Here is a 20015-nt window from a genome sequence, read left to right on the forward strand (position 1 = left end):
TGTCCTCCTTCATAATTTTTTCAAATTCTCGATAGTGAATGTTTGTTAGCTATCTACTAGTCAACCAATAATGATAATCATTATCAATCATAATCTACAGGTAATGATATATATTTATAACTTACTGGTCAAGTGCCTTCCGTGGATTTACTGAGAAAGTCCTATTTCTTACCAGTCACATTTCTTTTCAAAGCAAAACGCAAAGCCCTATTAATCATAGGCGGCAAAACTGAAAGATGCCCTTCCCCTTCAGACTCGTTGAATTGAACATTCACTCTGCTATCCTTCAAGGATAATCGTTTTGATAATTCCAAAGCATTTCATTCGTGCCGCTTTTATGGGTGCCTTCCAGCTCCCCCACGCCAAGCAAAAAAGGAAATATCACCATCCTTTCCTTGATTCAATCGGGAAAGAAACTTCTCCTCCTCACGGAACCACTTTTTGTTCCAATGGAGAGATGGGCTTCCAGCCATTTCGAAACCGGCAAATCGCCAAACTATCCGGTGGTCAAAGACAAAAGGTTTGGCTGGCAATGGCTTTAGCACAGAAAACGGAGATTTTATTTTTGGATGGGCCAACCACCTACCTTGATATGGCTCATCAACTAGAGGTTTTGCAAATAGTTGAAAAGCTTAATAAAGAACAAAAAATAACGACTGTCATGGTATTGCATGATATTAACCATGCGTCCCGGTTTTCACATGAAATCATAACGATGAAGGAAGGGGAAATCGTTAAAATCGGTAATCCGGGGGAAATCATCACACCTGCCGTTTTAGAGGAAGTCTTTCGTATTCATGCAAGGGTTATGATAGATCCGGCCAATGGGGCATCCGTTTGTATTGGTTATGACAATTTATCACAGCAAGAAGTATATAAAGAAGCCGTTTTATCCAATTGAAAGGTGTGGTTCGTAAAACGTATAATTCATCAAATGATATTCCCGAATCAACTGATTCAAACTCCTCGGGCATGGTTTCCATCTGAATTTTATAACATAGTTGATTGGAGCGGGTGTTCGAGACTCCTGCTTAGAAAAGCGCGTCTAGGGGAGACCCTTAGGTGCAAGCCGAGGAGGCTTCTCGACCGCCCGCGGAAAGTGAGTTCCTGGATTTGGAAATCAACATCCAAATTGTACAAGTCATAAAAAAACTGCAGGCAAACTCACTTTTCTTTGAGTTTGTCTACAGTCTAAAGGGATGTCGACAAGTCGACATCCCTTTAGACAAATTTATAGTTTTTCCAACTGGATGATATCTGGTGTATTTTGTTTCTGGATCCCTGACTTTTGCAACTTCACTGCCGTTCCTTCAGGTAAGTTAGTGAATATAATAGGAGTGACCGTTGATGGTGCATTCCGTTTAATGAAATCTAAATCAATTTCCAAAAGAGGTGTTCCCTTTGTTATTCTTTGGCCTTCTTGAACAAGAGCTGTGAACCCTTCTCCATTTAATTTAACTGTATCCAAACCAACATGGATCAGAATTTCCAGACCATTATCCATTTTCAAGCCCAGTGCATGATTTGTCGGGAAGATACTTAGCACTTCCCCATCGATTGGAGATACTAGTTTTCCGTTGACTGGCTCGATAGCAAAGCCATCCCCCATCATTTTCATGGCAAACACTTGATCGGGAACTTGTTCTATCGGTAAAATGGTTCCTTCAATTGGAAGGACAAAGTCATTTGCACCCAAAACTTGGTTTTCCTCTACTATATCCTCTGCCACTTGTGCAGATGGACTTGTTTTCACTTGGCTTGGGTCGACTCCATCCTTGACAAGCTGTTTCATTGCATTTGCAACGAATTCAACATTCGTTCCAACAATGACCTGTACACTCGATTTATTCAACTTCATGACACCGCGGGCACCATGCCGTTTTAAGGCTGCTTCATTCACATTTCCTGAATCGGCCACTTGTAAACGCAAGCGTGTTGCACAGTTATCAATTAGCTTTATATTCTCTTTACCGCCAAGATCTTGAATGAAAAGCGATCCCATATCGGTATATTTATCCCCTGTTTTCACAATAGTTTCTTCTTCCACTTCTTCCTCATCGTCTTCACGGCCAGGTGTTTTTAAATCCATGATCTTGATGACAAAATAGAAAATCACGAAGTAAACTGCCGCGTATACCAATCCAATCGGGATTAACCATAGCGGTTTTTGCGCAATACCAAAGTTCAAGAAATAATCAATGGCTCCTGCGGAGAATCCAAACCCATGATGGATATCCAATATAACAGCAAGTGCCAGAGAGACCCCGGTTAAAAGGGCATGTATTACATATAACACCGGTGCGATGAACATGAAAAGAAATTCAATCGGTTCAGTGATTCCTGTAAGGAAAGAAGTGAAAGCCAATCCAACAAGCATCCCTGTCACCAATTTACGTTTCTCTTTCTTAGCAGCTGCAATCATCGCTAATGCTGCAGCTGGAAGACCGAACATCATGATCGGGAAAAAGCCGGTCATGAAGGGCCCAGCAGTCGGGTCCCCTGCGAAGAAACGATTTATATCACCCGTCGCTCCATTGTACTCACCAAAGACGAACCAAACCATACTATTCAAGACATGATGCAATCCAACTGGAAGCAATAAGCGATTCAATACGCCGAATACGCCGGCACCCAATGCCCCTGCACCTGTAATCCAGTCACCGACACTATTTATAACATCTTGAATCGGCGGCCACACAAAACCGAATATTCCCGCAAGTATGATCATCGCAAGCGAAGTGATGATCGGGACGAATCGTTTCCCTGAAAAGAATCCAAGCCATTCAGGGAGTCTTATGTCGGAGTATCTATTATATAGAAGAGCGGCAACTATACCCGATATAATACCGCCTAAAACAGCCATGTTGATTTCTTTATCAATCGCTTGTGTACCATTCGTTAATACAAAGTATCCAACAAGACCTGATAATGCCGCAGCGCCACTTCCATCTTTGGATAATCCAATCGCTATTCCCAAGGCGAACAATATCGCAAGGTTATCGAATATCGCCTTTCCAGCTGCGGCAATAAAGGCAATATCAAGTAAATCCGGTTGCCCTAAACGAAGCAATAACGCGGCTGCTGGTAAAACGGCAATCGGTAACATTAAAGCTTTCCCAATCTTTTGTAAAAAATTTAACATGGAACTCATCTCCCTTGTACCTAACTTCTTTGATCAAAAACAAGATGTATTAAGCGTTTTCATTTTATCAATATAATAACTTTTCTTTGGGATTATACTAGCACAGAAAATATATAGATGTCTATACCAATTTACTTGTAAATATACTATATTCTTCGAAAACATAGTAAAAATATCATTTTTGTTCTTGATACCCCTTAACTGGTCTAGACAACTTTTAATAAAAACGATAAAATGAGGGCAAAATATATGAGACCATTTCATGACTCATTCATTAAGTTTTACTTTCATAAAGGAGATTATGTATGAAAACATTCATTATTAATAATCTGATGGTTCACAGCGAAAAGGAAACATACAAAAATGGGTACATTAAAGTCGTGGATGGAAAAATTGCCGAAGTTGGTCCAGCCAGCCAATACAAACAGGACGATGATGCCAAGGTGATTACTCTTTCACCGGATTATCAGGTAATTCCCGGTGCCATCGACATTCATATTCACGGAGCATCCAATTCCGATGCAATGGATGCCACACATGACGCATTATCCATAATGGCTAAGACCCTTCCTAAAGAAGGAACCACCAGCTTTCTGGCCACTACAATGACCCAATCCACCCAAGCCATTGAATCAGCACTTCTTAATGCTGGTAAATATATCGAAAATCAAACTCAGGAAAATGCTGAAATAGTTGGAGTACATTTAGAAGGTCCTTTCATTTCACCGGCCCGTAAAGGAGCACAGCCTGAGGATTATATCGTTGATCCTGATGTCACTCTATTTAAAAGATGGCAGGAAATGGCCGAAAATCAAATCAAGCTTGTAACGCTTGCTCCTGAACAACCGAACGGATTAGATCTTGCCGCCCACTTAAGGGGAACTGGCGTCGTCGCCTCCATCGGCCATTCAGATGCAACATATGACCAAATAGATGAAGCAATCCAGGCAGGGACTACCCACGTTACACATCTTTATAATGGGATGCGTGGACTCCATCACCGCGAACCTGGCGTTTTGGGAGCTGCTTATCTTCGTGATGAGCTATATGTTGAACTTATTGCTGACGGCATTCACTGCAGGCCGGAAATGATCAAGCTCGCATATAACCAAATTACCAGCGAACGAATGATACTGATAACGGACTCACTTCGAGCCAAATGGCTTGAAAAGGGAACCTATGATTTAGGTGGTCAGCCTGTTAATGTTGACGAAACGAAAGCAACGCTTTCAGACGGCACACTAGCCGGCAGTATATTGAAAATGAACGATGCCATCAAGAACACAATGGAATATACCGGTTGTTCCATGACTGACATTATAAAAATGACGGCGGAAAACCCTGCCAAACAACTCCGGATTTTTGACAGAAAAGGAAGCATCCAAGTCGGCAAAGACGCAGATCTTGTAATATTGAATGACCGCTTGGACGTTGAAATGACTTTCTGCAGAGGAAATTTAGCTTTTAAAAAGGAGAATGTATAATGAATATCATACAAGTGCAGGACTACACGGAAATGAGCCGGACAGCCGCAGAAATAGTGATCGGAAAAGTCAAAGGAAATCCGAATATCAAATTGGGCCTTGCAACAGGCGGCACCCCTAAAGGAATGTACGATAATTTGATTGAAGATCACGTGCGTAATCATACTTCATATGAACATGTAACGTCTTTTAACCTTGACGAGTATATCGGCTTAAAACCAAATGATCCAAACAGTTACCATTTTTATATGGATGATTCCTTATTCACTCACATCAATATAAATAAAGAGCGTACTCACCTGCCTAATGGCACAGCCGATGACACGAATGGAGAATGTCAACGGTATGACGAAATGATTGATTCCGTGGGCGGGATCGATCTTCAGATACTTGGCATTGGCCAAAATGGCCATATTGGTTTTAATGAACCTGGAACTTTCTTCACATCCGGTACACATGTCGTGACACTTGAAGATTCGACGCGCCAAGCGAATGCACGTTATTTCGACTCCATAGACGAAGTTCCGACACATGCCGTTACGATGGGCATTTCAACAATCATGAAAAGCAAAGAAATTCTGCTGCTGATTTCTGGTGAAGAAAAAGCCGAAACACTGAAGAAATTGATACACGGTGACATTTCAGAGGAATTTCCTGCATCTATCCTAAAAAAACATAATAGTGTTACAATTATCGCAGACCAAAAAGCGTTATCCGGAGTGATAATACCCTAAAGGAGCGAAAGTCGATGATTGATAAAAACTCACCTCTTCCGATTTATTTTCAAATCGAAGAACAAATAAAAAGAAAAATAGAAAACGGTGAGTTCCAAGCGCACGATGCCCTTCCATCTGAACGTGAATATGCCGAGCAATTCGAAATTAGCCGGATGACCGTCCGCCAAGCCATAAATAATTTGGTGAATGACGGATACTTATACCGTCAGAAAGGAAGGGGAACCTTTGTCGCCGATAAGAAATTGGAGCAGCAGCTCAATGGGCTGACCAGTTTTACCGAGGACATGAAGGCCAGGGGATTAAACCCAAGCAGCAAGCTGCTGAGCTTTGAAATCATTCCGGCTGATAAGAAGATTGCCAGTGAATTGCACATTTCCCTTTATGCTCCCGTTTATGAAATAAAACGCATTCGGTTGGCTGATGATGTTCCAATGGCGCTCGAGACCGTGTACATGTCTGCCAATTTAATTAAAGGATTAACGGAAGAAATCATTAACCTTTCCCTTTACCAATATGTGGAGAAATACGTTAAACTAAAGATAGACTATGCTTCACAAACGTTGGAATCATCGATTGCTTCTGAATTGGAAGTGACCCATTTAGCAATTCCAAAGCACTCACCCATATTATTCATTCAAAGGAATACGTTCTTAATAGACGGAACTCCCCTTGAATATGTTAAATCGGCTTATCGTGCGGACAGGTATAAGTTCACTATCAACATAAGCAGATAAAATGGAATATTTTCATAGCTATAGTCTTTTAATTGCCAAAGGTAATCGGAGGGTGTCACATATATGAACTCATACTTTGAAGAAGTGCAGGCTTTACTCACAACTGTGGGAGAACAGGAAAAGCAATCCATTAAGGAATCTGTGAAACATATCTCAAAAGCAGTCATGTCGGATGGGATCATCCATTTATTCGGAAGCGGACACTCCCACATTTTGACCGAAGAGGTATTCTACCGGGCTGGTGGGTTAGCCGCAATTCGTCCAATTTTCGTTGAAGATCTAATGCTTTTTAAAGGAGCTTCAAGATCATCCCAACTTGAACGCCAAAATGACCTATCAGAGAAATTCATGAATGATGAAGATATCCGTCCTGGTGATGTTTGTATTGTCATTTCGTCATCCGGCGTAAATCCCGTTCCGATAGATGTAGCCACTATCGCAAAAGAAAAAGGGGCATTCGTTATTGGACTAACGTCTCCGGAGTATGCAAAAAGTTGTTCTTCACGGCATAAACAGAAGCATTATCTCCACGATGTTGTTGATTTGGTCATAGACAATCATATTGCCAAAGGTGACACATTACTGAAATCAAATAATATACCTTTTGGTTCCGGATCGACCGTGGTCGGGGCCGTTCTCCTCAATATGGTTTTCACGCAAGTCATCCAAACGATTATTGAATCAGGGGAAACCCCTCCCGTATTCCTAAGCAGTAATATCGAAGGGGCAGATGAACACAATCAAAAGATCATCGCGAAATATAAAACAAGAATCCCCCAATTATGAAATGGAATACATATTTTTTTGTTTCGGTTGTTTATTTCTTACTGTAGGCAAACTCCATCGAGTTGGTCTACAGTTTTTTTGAGAGTTTGGAAGTTGAGCGTTGAATTCCACTGCAGGCATCGCTTTCCGCGGGCGGTCCGGGGTCCGGGGAGCCACCTCGGAGTTTGCGCCTGCCTGCGGTGTCTCCCCTGCACTCGTATTCCAGCAGGAGTCTCGCACCTTCCGTTCCAGTCAACAGAGTTTTAGTAATTAGACAGAACTCCATGGGCCAACTGTCTTTCTGCAACTTTTATTCAAACACTTTTTCATCCCTCTTAACTAAATGTTTCATTTAACGAATGAGTGCAGGGCATGTATTTGTTGATCCCACACATTCGTTTCATGCACCAGCAAACCATAACAAATTTGTGTTGTGGACGAGAGTAACACCGATTGAGAAAATTGGAAAACCTGAAGCTGTTGAAGATGCAGCTTACAAAACCAGTACGCCTGATTATGTGTATGATGGAACTTATGATTGGTATTTCTTCCTCCACGGGCGAAAAAAGGGTTTCGGAATTGGAGCATTCCGAAACCCTTTTGTCTACAGTCTGGAGGCATCCGAATGGAGGCCTTCTTTATTTTATAGTCCCTTTGATTCCTTATTTTTTAAAAACGGCCACCAATTCGCGTTTCCAAACGTTGCAACCATAACCGGTATAAACAATGGCAAGATGACAAACGCATATAAAGCAAGCCCCACCAATATTAAAGTGGCTATCTCCAAGAGCGATAAAACTCCTGCTGGCATCATGGCAGCAAAGGTTCCGCCCAGAATGACAGCCGCCGAGATGATCACCGTTCCCATTTTTCTCATGGACAGCAACATCGCTTCCTTGACCGGCTTATCTTTCCACTCGTTAAAGCGATCCATCAAGAAAATGCTATAGTCAATGCCAAGGGCAATCAAGATGACGAAGGCAAAGAAAGGAACTGCCCAGCCAATGCCGGCATAACCGAGAATATTAACAAAAATCAACTCTGTAATGGCTGCCGCTGTATAATAAGTCAAAACGAGCGACACTATCAAATAGACAGGCATGATCAAGGATCGCAGCATGAAAAAGAGAATGATTGCAATACCCGACAGCATCAAAACGACCGTCCTTGAGAAATCCTCCCCAGACATCATGCCCAAGTCATGATGTGTACTTGTGATTCCCCCTATCGCCACCTGCGCGTTTTCAAGCTTTGTATCTTTCGTTACTCTTTCAACGGTTGCCTCAATCGAATCAATTCGCTCGATTGCATCATTGGAATAAGGATTCGCCTTGAATACCACATCCATGGTCATGGTTTTACCATCTTCAGATAAATACGCGTTCAATGCTTCCCCGAATTCTTCGCTTTCCACTACTTCTTTGGGAATGTACATGCCTGTTACCGTTTTATCCGTTTTTGCCAGCCCTGATAAATAACCCTGTGCGGACGATAGTCCATCATGGACTTCATTCAGACCATCCGCACTTTCATTTAAGCCATCAGTCAAATCAGTAAGCTGCCCGCCCAGGCTTGAAAAACCATTTAGGAGTTCTTGCTGCCCATTACTTAAGCTAGTAAGGCCTCCTTTAAATCCTGACAGATTATTTATGACTTCCCCCTGACCATTAGCCATGGTGCTTAGACCCTTTTGTAAATTGTCAACGCCTGAAATCAATTGGTTCAGGCCCTCCCCAAGAGAATTTTGACCCTTTACGATTTCTTCCATATTTTCATTCGCTGTATTCAAACCGCCGGACACTGAACCAAGATTCCTATTGAGCTCTGAAAGGCCTGCTGCCATGGGCTCCAAGCCACCCTGTGCCCCTTGCACTGTTTGCTTGATCGTTTGATAGGACTGATCAGCCTGTAATTCTGGATGAGTGGCTTCCATTTGCTCAAAAGAAGGATTTAAACCGGCAAGGCTTTGTGATACACCCGTAAGGTTAGTTTGAATTTCTTTATATTGACCTGTGAGCTCACTTAACCCATTAGCAGATTGTTTATAGCCTTCGAGAAGCTGTCCGCTTCCGGTGGCGAGCTTAACCAAGTTTGCCTTGACCTCATTCAATCCGTTTTTTATGTCCCCGGTTCCTGAAGACCCATCACGAATGCCTGCTTCAATGCTTGTTAACGCCTTCTCCACCTGACCTACGCCGCTCTTTAATTCATTGGTCCCGGATATGAGTCCCCCTATTCCGTCCGTCGCTTGCTTCAATCGCGGTCCTGAATCGGAAAGCTCACTCCCTGCCGTTTTCAATCCATCGCTGATTTGTTTAATGCCTTCATTTCCTTCCCCGATTCCCTTTTCCAAGGTTTCGGCCTGGTTCGCTACAAATAAATCCTTAATCGGTTCACCTGTCGGGCGGGTCATGGATCGAACTACATCGACTTCATCCACCTTGACTACTTCCTGGCTGATTTTTTCAGCAAGTGCGACGTACTCTTCCGAATCCATGCGTTCGTCATTCTTTATGACAATCTGTGTTGGCACCGATTGTCCCGGTCCGAATTCATCGGAAATGATATTAAATGCCATGATGGAAGGAACATCATCACCCGCTTCTTCAAGGGAGTTATAAGAAATCTTCCCATCATACATAAACAAAAAGGGAACACAGACGATTGCGACGATCATAAGCGCCAATAATGGGCGGTTCAAGGAGAAGTTACCGAGAATTCCCCATAGTTTACTTTCACTATGCTCAAGTTTCCCTTTTGCCGGCCAGAATAGCTTTTTGCCAAGAACCGCCATGAAAAATGGAACGATCGTATAAAGGGCGATCATTAAAATGAAGACCCCTATGGCAACGGCCGCCGCAGATTGATAGAGCTTAAAAGTAGAAAAACCAATTGCCGCAAAGCCAATCATTACGGTCAGCCCGCTGAAGAAGATAGTCTTACCGGCAGTTCGGTACGTCTCAACGATCGCTTCAGGCAAGGACTCCTGTGACGATAGCTCTTCCTTGAAACGACTAAGCAGCAGGATGCAATAATCAGTCCCGATTCCAAATAAAATACCTACCAGGAATATTTGGGTGTAAGACGAAATCGGAAAGTCCCATTTATCCACCAGGAATGAGACGATGGATTGGGAGCATAAATAAGTGAAACCTACCGTTACCAACGGAATGACCGGTGCCACCACTGAACGGAAGACTATCAGCAATACAGCCAGAATGAAGACAACCGTGATGCCTTCAGTTTTCTTCAGCCCTTCTTGGGAATTGGCATTAAGATCTTCATCGATCATCCAGCTGCTTGTGTAATAATGCTCGACATCCACTTGCTCCAGCTCTTTATAAAGGGCATCGATCACTTCCTTAGCTTCTCGGTCCCCCTTGACCATCGTGATGGATGTCAAAACCGTTGTTTCGTTCTCCGAGACCAACTGACCTTTTAGCGAGGGCTCTTTAAAATGGGTCATGACCTCTTTGATGCCAAGCTCCGCTTTATTCTTTTCAAGGTTTTGGATCGCTATCTCAATCTCTTTCAATTCCGGGGAAGACAGCTTCTTATCACCATGAAATACGAGAGCCACTTGTGACTCATCCTTATCCTGAATCTCTTTCATTAGCTCATTGGCCATCCCAGAGGAATACTCTGCCGGTACATCCAGCTGGCCCTTATTCCGGACAAGCTCCGCCATATTCGGTGCCGCAAACAATAAACCTGCCGTAATGGCAACCCAAGCGATAATGACCAGCCATCTTCCCTTTATGATCCTCCTCATTTATATTCCTCCCATTCCTCATTCTTCATTTGAATGAAAATTTGTGAAAGCTTCTCATATGTATCAAGGAATTTAACAATCTCTTCATAATCGAATTTCGTCATGATGCTCTCTACCAATTTATGAATCTTATTTTCCGTTTCCTGTAACAACGCTTCCCCCTCTTTGGAAAGCTTCAAATGGAAGACCCTTCGGTCAACCTGGTCCTGTTCCCGTTCTATCAATCCTTTGCCTTCCAGCCTGTTGATGTTGGACGTGACGGCACTCTTATTAATATAAAAGGCATCACTGATTTCCGTCGATGTACACAACCGCTGTTGTTGAATGAACCGTAAAGTATAGTATTGTTCGTTCGTCAGCACATCACAAATCTGATCTTTTATTAAAAGCTCCCCCATCTTATTGACATAGAAAGAAACCTTCATATATCGATCAATCAATCCAGAAACTTTTTCATTCGTCATCGTTGCACCTCTCAAAAAGTAGTTCAGTCATTTAACTATATGTAGAGTACTATTGTTTTATTTATCATGTCAATCCCATGATAGTTTATTATTTCCAGTTTAACTTATGGTAAATAAGGGAAAACCCAAAATAAGCAAACAATCTACTATTCTAAAGGAGGAAATATAAATGACTCAAACAACTATCGAAACTCAAACGAATAGCAAACTTTTAAAAGGGATTCTAATCGGGGGGCTTGTCGGCGGTGCATTGACCTTGCTCGACTCCAACACGAGAAATAAAGTAAAGCGATCTGCCGTCCTTTTAAAAGACAACTCCATGAATATGATTGAACAGGTCAAGGAAAATCCCGGCGAAATGAAGGAAAAGATGGTATCAGGAGTCAAAGGGGCAACGGAGACGATTAAAGAGGCAATCAATGACGTTGAAACACTATATGAAACCGTCAATGAAGACGTGGTGGGTAAAGTATCCGAAGTAAAGGATATCTCCACTGATGCCCTTGGTACAGCGAAGGACGCAACAAGTGAATTAAAAGACATCAGTTCAAAAGTGGTCGTTGCCGGTAAACAGCTGAAAGAAACGCCAGCACAATCATTGAAATCCAATAATGATAAAGGTGAAAAAGAGAGTGATGAAATCGTTAAAAAATCAGGATTATCCAATCAAAAATCCATCTCATCCAACTTCTAATATATAAAAAAGCTGAGGCATTATACCTCAGCTTTTTTTGTAGAGAAAATGGGCCCGGAAAATGTGCGTTTCATCAAATGAAGTTCCCGAACAACCAAAACAACACCTTCAACTAAATAGGGATGGTTTTATCTAAATTTAAAAACAGAGTTGATTGGAGTGAAAGGTACGAGACTCCTGCTTAGAAAAGCGCGTCTAGGGGAGACCCCGCAGGCGCATGCCGAGGAGGCTCCACGACCGCCTCTGGATAAGCGAGTGCCTGAAGCGGAAATCAACATCCAAATCGTACAAGCCATAATAAAAGCTGAGGCATTTTGCCTCAGCTTCTTTGTTTCGGTATATCCTTCACTTGATACCTTAGTTAGAGTCCTCCAATTTATTCGTTATTTCATGGTCTTTTTTCACTTCGGCTAACCAAACTGGATATTCCTCTTGTAATCTTTCAGAAAGAAGCGTTTCTTTAATTACTTCTTTACTGTCTTCTAAATTAGCTTTTTTTGCTTCCTTCTTACCGGTTACTTTTATGATATGGTACCCATATTCGGTTTTGACTGGATCACTGACTTTATTTATATCAAGATCAAAGGCAACATCTTCAAACTCTTCCACCATATCGCCTTTTCCAAAATACCCCAGACTTCCACCGTTATCCGCAGTTTCAGTATCAGTGGAATATTCAGCTGCCAACTTAGCGAAATCACCGCCTGCCGCAAGTTCTTTCGCAACCTTTTTAGCCGTTTTTTCGTCTTCGACTAAAATATGACTAGCTTCCACTTGTTCCGCTTGAGCAAATGTATCTTTATTATCTTCAAAATACGTACTGATTTCATCGTCCGTTACAGTAATTCTCGGTTCGACCAATTTTTTCGTTTGCAGGTAAACCACGATGTCCTTTTTTAAAGCATCCATTGAAGAACCGCTTGCTTCCAATTGTTCTTTTAACGACTTTTCATCACCATAGGACTCAACCATAACATCGATTTCTTTCTGGATTTCTTCATCCTTAATTTTGATTCCTGCTTTTTCCGCTTCCAATTCCACCAATTTATTCGTAATTAGCAGGTCTAAAGTATCTGCTCCGTATCCCGCAACAAGCGCGTCATACAGCTCATCCTCATTGATTTTCTTGCCATCGATACTCGCAATTGTCTTATCCATGGACGAAATCATCGCAAATGCCATGATCCCGGCAATGATTAAAATGCTCCCTGCCCATATATATGCCTTCGTGCTTTTTAATAGTTTCATGAATAGTCTCCCTTAAGTTTTCTATTATGATAGCTTGTAAATATTAATTAATCCTTAAGACTTTAACTTAACCTTCAATATGTATGAACTCTATCATTATACTAACATACTTATATCTCTGCAGATATTTTAGAGCCTTTCATTCTGTTATGGATTTACATTAAATTTTGGTTGATCATTACAAAAAATGGTATTATACCGTTATATCAACTTTAGATATATAGGTAACAGAGCATAATTCGGCTTTCACTCGTAAGTTTCGAGCAATACTCGTAAATTTCGAGCAAACGAAAAAGCATGGTGTACGGAGGGAATTCCTACACCATGCTTTGTTTATTTTGTTATTTACGATGCATCTTGAATTCAAGGAAGAGTTCATTGTAACGGGCCAAGTTTTTCTTCCCAAGGTTTTCGTACACTTCCAGTTTCTTCGTCAGTTCAGGTGATGGATAGAAACGTTCATCCTTAACCACTTCTTCAGGCATATATTTAAGTGCTTCTTTATTAGGTGTCGAGTAACTTACATATTCAGCATTTTGAGCTGCAACTTTCGGGTCCAGCATGAAGTTGATGAACTGGTGGGCCGCATCGACATTTTTCGTTGTTTTCGGAATGACCATATTATCAAACCATAAATTGGACCCCTCTTTTGGAACAACGTATTCGAGATCTTCATTTTCAGCCATGATTTCAGAAGCAACTCCCGACCAAACAAGACCAATCGCCGCCTCCTGGGCTTCCAATAGCATGCGGCTTTCATCTCCCACTATCGCTTTAATATTCGGGGTGAGGGCATCAAGTTTGGTTTTTGCCTCTTGAAGGTGTTCTTCATCTGTATCATTCAATGAATAATCCAAAGAGTTCAGACCCATGCCCATCACTTCTCTAGCGCCATCCGTCAAAAGGATTTCATTTTTTAAATCTTTATCCCATAAATCCGCCCAGGCCGTTATTTCTTTGCCACCGAGCATCTTGGAATTGTAAACAATTCCAACCGTTCCCCAGAAGTACGGGACGGAATATTTATTCTCCGGATCGAATGGCAGATCGATGAATCGCTCATCGATATTTTTCAAATTCGGAAGCTTGGAATGATCCAAGGGAACCAGCAAGTCTTCTTGCCTCATCTTATCGATCATATACTCAGACGGAATGGCAATATCATAAGTGGTACCGCCCTGTTCAATTTTAGTCATCATGGCCTCATTCGAATCGAACGTCTCATAAATGACCTTTATACCTGTTTCTTCTTCAAAACGTTCGATTAGATCCGTATCGATGTAATCGCCCCAATTATAGATGGTAAGCGTATTGCTGCTCGTAAATCCCTGCGCTGAATTCAATCTTGAAATCGCATATAGCAGCAAAGCGGATACGAGGGAAATGAGCAAAAACATTTGCAGAAGCCTTTTCATCGTTTCCCCCCCATTCCCGTTTGCCTAACACGTTGAGTTATAAAGTAATAGACGACAACCAACAGCAGTGTCACGACGAACAGCAGTGTCGATAGTGCATTTATATTCAATGAAATTCCACGGCGGGCCAATGAATAGATTTCCACGGAAAGAGTGGAGAAACCATTACCGGTCACAAAGAACGTTACCGCAAAATCATCAAGTGAATAAGTCAATGCCATAAAAAAACCAGCAAAGATACCTGGCAAGATGTATGGAAGGATGACTTTCGTCAATACATCCCACCGGCTTGCCCCTAAATCCCGGGCGGCATCAATTAAAGTAGGGCTCATTTCCTGAAGTTTCGGAAGGACCAGCAGCACAACGATTGGGATACTGAAGGCGATATGTGACAACAGTACCGAGTAGAATCCAAGCTTGATCCCGGCCATTGTGAATAAAATCAGGAAGGAAGCACCGATGATCACATCGGGACTGACAATCAATACATTATTCAATGACAATACCGTATTCTTAGCTTTACTGCTCGTAAAGGAGCGAATTCCAATTGCCCCTATCACCCCGATGATCGTTGCGATCAGTGCAGATAATAAAGCTATCACAAGTGTATTCAATACAATGATCAACAGCCTCGTATCTTGGAACAGCTCCTTGTACCACTCCATCGTGAACCCTTTAAAGTCATACATCGTTCCACCGCTGTTAAAAGAGTAAAAGACTAAAAAGAAAATCGGTGCATAGAGAATGAGAAAAATCAAAACGAGAAACGCTTTTGATATTGGTGATAATTTATTGCCCAATTTACACACCCTGCTTTCGGTTACCCGTTACAAACATAATCAGGAACATTATAATAATCAAAAATACCGCGATCGTGGAACCCATTCCCCAATCCTGTGTTACAAGGAAATGCTGCTCGATAGCCGTACCAAGCGTAATGACTCGGTTACCGGCAATCAATCTTGTAAGCATGAACAATGAAAGTGCCGGGATGAAGACTACTTGGCATCCCGTCTTTACCCCATCTAACGTCAATGGAAAAATGACACGGCGGAATGTCATCCATCGGGACGCTCCCAAGTCATTGGCCGCATCCAAAAGGGTTGGATTCATTTCATCAAGCGCATTGAATATCGGTAAAATCATAAACGGGATGAAAATATAAACCGAAACGAATATGAAGCTGAAATCCGTAAAGAGAATCTGCTGCTTTCCGATTCCTACCGCCTCCAGAAATCCATTCGCCACACCATACGTGCCAAAAATTCCAATGAAGGCATAAGCCTTCAAAAGTAAATTGATCCAGGAAGGCACGATAATCAGCAAAAGCCACAACTGCTTATGCTTGGTTTTCGTTAACAAATAGGCTGTCGGGTAAGCGACTATAAGGGATATTCCCGTAATCAGGAATGCATACCAAAATGAGCTCAATGTCATTTTTAAATATACTGGCGTAAAGAACTTTTGATAGTTAATCAATGATAAATTGCCTTCAATGTCAAAGAAGGAATAGTAAAGGATTAACAAAATGGGTGCGATCACGAATAAAGCAATCCATAAGACATAGGGTATGAAGTAAATATTCCGGGATATTTTATTCTTCATGACTTTCCCCATCATGATACGCTTCCAGACGCTTATCGAATTCTTCTTCAGTTTCACCCAATCGCATGACATGGATCGATTCCGGTTCGAAATAAAGACCTATTTCATCTCCGACTGCCACTTTTTTCGTTGATTGAACAAGCCACTCATTTCCATCATGGTCATAACAGCTGATTTCATAATGAACACCGCGAAATAGCTGGGAGTCCACCCGAACTTGCAGTTTTCCACGATCGACGGAAGTAATCTCTAAATCTTCCGGGCGGATGACAATATCGACAGCTTCATTACTGTTCAATCCCTGGTCAACACATTCGAACTGTCTGCCGACGAACTCCACGAGGTAATCTTCAATCATTTTTCCTTTTACAATATTGGACTCACCGATGAAATCGGCAACGAATCGATTCAGCGGTTCATCATAAATATCCGTAGGGGTCCCGCTTTGCTGGATTTTCCCTTTGTTAAGGACAAAAATCTCATCTGACATCGCTAATGCTTCCTCTTGGTCATGAGTGACGAAGATAAACGTGATTCCCAGCCTCTGTTGCAGCTCCCGCAATTCATATTGCATTTCTGTACGCAATTTCAGATCGAGGGCAGATAGCGGTTCATCCAGGAGGATGACTTCAGGTTCATTAACAATAGCCCTCGCAATCGCTACCCGTTGCCGCTGACCGCCGGACATTTCCCTGATCTCCCGTTTTTCATACCCCTCCAAATTAACAAAGCTGAGGGCTTCCTTCACCTTGATTTCCACTTCCGAATTCTTCATTTTTTTGATCCGAAGACCAAATGCTACATTTTCAAACACATTTAAATGCGGAAACAGTGCATAATCTTGAAATACCGTATTCACTTGCCTTTTATTGGCTGGCACATCATTGATCTTTTTCCCTTCAAAGTAAATATCACCTTTGGAAGCTTCCGTAAATCCGGCAATCAAACGAAGGATCGTGGTCTTCCCACACCCGGAAGGACCCAATAGCGTATAGAACTTCCCTCTCTCGATTTCAAAACTAACATTATCGAGAACCACCGTTTCATCATCAAATTGCTTCGTAACTTGATCGAAGCGTATTATATTCCCATTTGCCATAGCTTCTTCCCTCTCTCCATTCCCTTACTCATCAATCTTCAACGATTGCATTTTTTGAATTCTATAAGTATGATTCCGTCACCACGAGTAATAACTCGGACGGACCTTCAAAATCATTGATGATTTGATGTTCATCTGAAGCATGAAAATAAATCGATTCCCCTGCCTTGACGAAATACGTATGTGTACCCAGCTTTACAATGACTCTTCCGCTTAATACATAACCGAATGTTTCCGACAAGGATGGTTCAAATTGTTTGAACTCCCCTTTTTCCTGGAGAGTCAGGCGAATAGGTTCCATTTCCTTTTCATTCGATTCAGGCACGAGCCACTGAATTTGGTATCCCCGTTCTTCATCGATGAAAAATGTTTGTGCTTCTTCTTCATACACTACTTTTTGGACTTGATCCTCATCATCGAAGAACTGTTTCGGCTTGCAGCCGAGTACTTCTAAAATATTGAAAAGAGTTTCAATCGAAGGGGAACTAAGATCCCTTTCCAACTGTGAAATATACCCTTTGCTTAAATCCGTTCTTTCGCCCAATTCTTCCTGGGTCAATCCTTTTTTCAAGCGAAGGTTCTTTATTTTTTTTCCAATTTGCATTCCATAACCCTCAATCGGTTTACTTATAGTAAACACAAAGTAGATAAAGTTTTATATAAGTAAACTTTCAGTTTAATTTTACGAATATCATTATACAGGAAATGCCGGAAACTTCAAACGGAATTTCCGGCATTCATTAAAAAAAGGACTGCCGCCTGGCAGTCCCCCTTTTATAACTTCAGACATATCTCTTCCGCTTTCTTTTCCCCATCAGCAATACAATCCGGGATTCCGACTCCATTGTATGAACAGCCCGCAAGTAAAACATTCGGATAATTCTCGGAGATTTTCGCCTCCAGTGATTGAACGATTTGAGGATGTTTAATATGGTAGTTCGGCATATTTTCATGCCATTTCGTCACTTCACTCGTAATTGGATTCCCAGAAATGCTTAGACTGTTCATAATGTCGTGTAAAGCCACAGAGATCAATTCCTGTTTTGTAAGGGACTGTAATCGTTCATAGTCCGGACTAGAGCTTTTATAAAAAAGCCTTACCAAAAGCTGACTGTTTTCAGAAGTATGCTCCCATTTCCGACTTGTCCAGGTGCATGCATTACAGATCAAATCACTATTATCGCCTGCAATGAAACCTGTCCCGTCTTTAGGAAGCATGCTGTCCGGGATATCGAATCCAAGATAAACGCTAATCATCGAACTATTGATCAAGCCGTTGAAATCCTCATCCAACTCCCGATCCCCCAACAATTTCTGGGCAATTGTATGCGGTGTACTCAATACGATAAAGTCCGTTTCCAGCGTTTCACCGTTTGCCAATGTAATGATGTACGCCTCATCATTTCTTCCGATTTTATCTACACTGACCCCTTTTAATATCTCGACCATATCGAGGCTTTCCTCTATTCTTTCTACCAATGTTGATAAGCCATTTTTAAATGAAAGGAACTTCTTATTTCCCTTGCTTTTGTATTTCTGCTTATTTTCCGATAGACCTCGTATTATACTGCCATATTCATTTTTATAATCCAGCATCTCTGGCAGTGTTTTGGCAATGGTCAATTCATTTAATTTTCCTGAGTAAACACCTGATAGGACAGGCGATATCTGCTTTTGCACCAATTCCTTGCCTAAGAAACTTTCAAGAAATAAACCGATGGAGTCATTCTTCGTAAATGTCTCATTTTTTGTGTAGAAATCCTTTAAGGCGTCGACCTTACCTTGGGCGGAAACCAGATCACTTTTGGCCAGTGACTCCAGGCTCATTGGTATTCCGAATAGGGCATCTTCGGGGATTCCCTTCAGCATCCCATCTGTATGAATGAATGATTTTCCCGTCGCATTATAGACGACTTGGTCCTCCAAGTTCAATTCTTTAAGAAATGGCTGTATATTCTGTTTCCTGGCGACGATCGAATCGGCACCCGCTTCAATTTTAAAAGGACCATCGTGCACAGTCCTTATTTTACCGCCTAGTTCCTCATTTCCTTCTATTAATATTAATCGTACGGAGAGACTCCTCGCTTTAACTGTCTTTTGTAAATAATACATGGTTGATAAACCGGTAATGCCTCCACCTACGACTACGACTGTTTTCATTAGGACTACACCTCGATTAAGATTTTGCAATAAGTAAAGTGTACCATAAGGCAGCGGCATTATTAAAAGCAGCCCTTCTAAAATCTTCGGTTACATAACGAAACCTGTAACAAATTGGACAAAAAAGACTTCCCCTTTTGGAAAAGTCCATTAGCCAATTTCATTTTTTATTCCTCCCTTATTCGATATCCTTGTTCCCCATATCCAATCTATATTCCATTATCTCCATCAACCCGCTTCTGCCTTCCTTCTGAATGCCTGTATCCTGAAACCCCGATTTCGCATAAAGCGTTTTTGCGTTCACGTTCATGAAGTCCACTGCCAGAATGATCGAATCCTTGTTTGGAAAAATCCCTTTTGCGAATTCCGGAAGGATTTGCAAGGCTTTCTTTCCTATCCCTTTTCCCTGATGTTTTTGATCAACAAGGAATCCCCGGAGTAAAATCGCTTTTTTATCGCTGGTGAAAGGGTCGGTGTTTTCGCCAATGTGTAAAACGAAAAAGCCAACTGGGATACCATCGGCCAATATTACGAAAGGGTGCCTGTCGCAATCTTCCCGGCAATATTTCAGTGACTCTTCCGGCAGAGCTGAAAAAGGAGTTTGTGTATTCGGTAAATAAAACTGGGAAAGCTGGTGAAGGTGTTCCGGTATATAAGGCGTTAAAGTTATGGTCTCGATTTCCTTTTCCATTAAGC

General features: G+C 41.7%; 17 protein-coding genes. 6 read left to right on the forward strand and 11 right to left on the reverse strand.

What is annotated here, in order from left to right; translation table 11 throughout:
• The first annotated feature begins 457 nt into the window (after nucleotides 1-457).
• The gene (locus AC1DVB_RS06435; protein WP_377331188.1) at nucleotides 458-901 is read left to right on the forward strand and encodes an ABC transporter ATP-binding protein; all 444 of its coding nucleotides are present in this window, start codon (nucleotides 458-460) and stop codon (nucleotides 899-901) included.
• Between the two features lie 330 nt (nucleotides 902-1231).
• On the opposite strand, the gene nagE is transcribed toward AC1DVB_RS06435, so the two are convergent.
• The gene (gene nagE, locus AC1DVB_RS06440) at nucleotides 1232-3142 is read right to left on the reverse strand and encodes an N-acetylglucosamine-specific PTS transporter subunit IIBC (protein WP_057276331.1); all 1911 of its coding nucleotides are present in this window, start codon (nucleotides 3140-3142) and stop codon (nucleotides 1232-1234) included.
• A gap of 305 nt (nucleotides 3143-3447) precedes the next feature.
• On the opposite strand from nagE, the gene nagA reads away from it, so the two are divergent.
• The 4 genes from nagA to AC1DVB_RS06460 all read left to right on the forward strand — a co-directional run bounded on the left by nagA (nucleotide 3448) and on the right by AC1DVB_RS06460 (nucleotide 6883).
• A complete protein-coding gene (gene nagA, locus AC1DVB_RS06445) occupies nucleotides 3448-4626 on the forward strand; it encodes an N-acetylglucosamine-6-phosphate deacetylase (RefSeq protein ID WP_057276332.1) in 1179 nt (392 codons plus the stop codon).
• Nucleotides 4626-5360 carry a glucosamine-6-phosphate deaminase gene (nagB, locus tag AC1DVB_RS06450; RefSeq protein WP_477588652.1) on the forward strand — a complete coding sequence of 245 codons (735 nt, stop codon included), beginning with the start codon at nucleotides 4626-4628 and terminating at the stop codon, nucleotides 5358-5360. Before nagA ends, nagB begins: the two co-directional genes overlap by 1 nt.
• A 14-nt stretch (nucleotides 5361-5374) precedes the next feature.
• A complete protein-coding gene (locus AC1DVB_RS06455) occupies nucleotides 5375-6097 on the forward strand; it encodes a GntR family transcriptional regulator (RefSeq protein ID WP_057276333.1) in 723 nt (240 codons plus the stop codon).
• A gap of 63 nt (nucleotides 6098-6160) precedes the next feature.
• Nucleotides 6161-6883, forward strand: a complete 723-nt coding sequence (locus AC1DVB_RS06460; RefSeq protein WP_057276334.1) for an SIS domain-containing protein — start codon at nucleotides 6161-6163, stop codon at nucleotides 6881-6883.
• 622 nt (nucleotides 6884-7505) lie between these two features.
• On the opposite strand, the gene AC1DVB_RS06465 is transcribed toward AC1DVB_RS06460, so the two are convergent.
• Nucleotides 7506-10634 carry an MMPL family transporter gene (locus AC1DVB_RS06465; protein ID WP_477588655.1) on the reverse strand — a complete coding sequence of 1043 codons (3129 nt, stop codon included), beginning with the start codon at nucleotides 10632-10634 and terminating at the stop codon, nucleotides 7506-7508.
• Nucleotides 10631-11098, reverse strand: a complete 468-nt coding sequence (locus AC1DVB_RS06470; RefSeq protein ID WP_057276336.1) for a MarR family winged helix-turn-helix transcriptional regulator — start codon at nucleotides 11096-11098, stop codon at nucleotides 10631-10633. The genes AC1DVB_RS06465 and AC1DVB_RS06470 overlap by 4 nt, the downstream gene beginning before the upstream one ends.
• 169 nt (nucleotides 11099-11267) lie before the next feature.
• Between AC1DVB_RS06470 and AC1DVB_RS06475 the strand changes: the two genes are divergently transcribed.
• Nucleotides 11268-11792: a YtxH domain-containing protein gene (locus AC1DVB_RS06475; RefSeq protein WP_477588657.1), complete on the forward strand. Its 525-nt coding sequence runs from the start codon at nucleotides 11268-11270 to the stop codon at nucleotides 11790-11792.
• A 357-nt stretch (nucleotides 11793-12149) separates the two neighbouring features.
• Here AC1DVB_RS06475 and AC1DVB_RS06480 read toward each other — a convergent pair whose 3' ends face one another.
• From AC1DVB_RS06480 to AC1DVB_RS06515, 8 genes are all read right to left on the reverse strand, one after another.
• Nucleotides 12150-13040, reverse strand: coding sequence for a peptidylprolyl isomerase (locus AC1DVB_RS06480; RefSeq protein WP_230134305.1), 891 nt, complete (start codon nucleotides 13038-13040; stop codon nucleotides 12150-12152).
• A 341-nt stretch (nucleotides 13041-13381) separates the two neighbouring features.
• Complete coding sequence (locus AC1DVB_RS06485) at nucleotides 13382-14455, reverse strand: ABC transporter substrate-binding protein (protein WP_477588659.1); 1074 nt, start codon at nucleotides 14453-14455, stop codon at nucleotides 13382-13384.
• Nucleotides 14452-15255, reverse strand: coding sequence for an ABC transporter permease (locus AC1DVB_RS06490; RefSeq protein ID WP_034304873.1), 804 nt, complete (start codon nucleotides 15253-15255; stop codon nucleotides 14452-14454). The genes AC1DVB_RS06485 and AC1DVB_RS06490 overlap by 4 nt, the downstream gene beginning before the upstream one ends.
• 1 nt (nucleotide 15256) lies before the next feature.
• Complete coding sequence (locus AC1DVB_RS06495) at nucleotides 15257-16060, reverse strand: ABC transporter permease (protein WP_057276362.1); 804 nt, start codon at nucleotides 16058-16060, stop codon at nucleotides 15257-15259.
• Complete coding sequence (locus AC1DVB_RS06500) at nucleotides 16050-17159, reverse strand: ABC transporter ATP-binding protein (protein ID WP_034304875.1); 1110 nt, start codon at nucleotides 17157-17159, stop codon at nucleotides 16050-16052. The genes AC1DVB_RS06495 and AC1DVB_RS06500 overlap by 11 nt, the downstream gene beginning before the upstream one ends.
• 61 nt (nucleotides 17160-17220) lie before the next feature.
• Entirely contained in the window at nucleotides 17221-17763 is a 543-nt protein-coding gene (locus AC1DVB_RS06505) for a helix-turn-helix domain-containing protein (protein WP_034304877.1), read from the reverse strand.
• A 170-nt stretch (nucleotides 17764-17933) separates the two neighbouring features.
• On the reverse strand, nucleotides 17934-19319 hold the full coding sequence (locus AC1DVB_RS06510; protein WP_230134308.1) for a protoporphyrinogen oxidase: 1386 nt from the start codon (nucleotides 19317-19319) through the stop codon (nucleotides 17934-17936).
• A 178-nt stretch (nucleotides 19320-19497) separates the two neighbouring features.
• Nucleotides 19498-20010: a GNAT family N-acetyltransferase gene (locus tag AC1DVB_RS06515; protein ID WP_057276340.1), complete on the reverse strand. Its 513-nt coding sequence runs from the start codon at nucleotides 20008-20010 to the stop codon at nucleotides 19498-19500.
• Nucleotides 20011-20015: the final 5 nt, after the last annotated feature.

The organism is Peribacillus sp. P4_D6, from assembly GCF_056401795.1.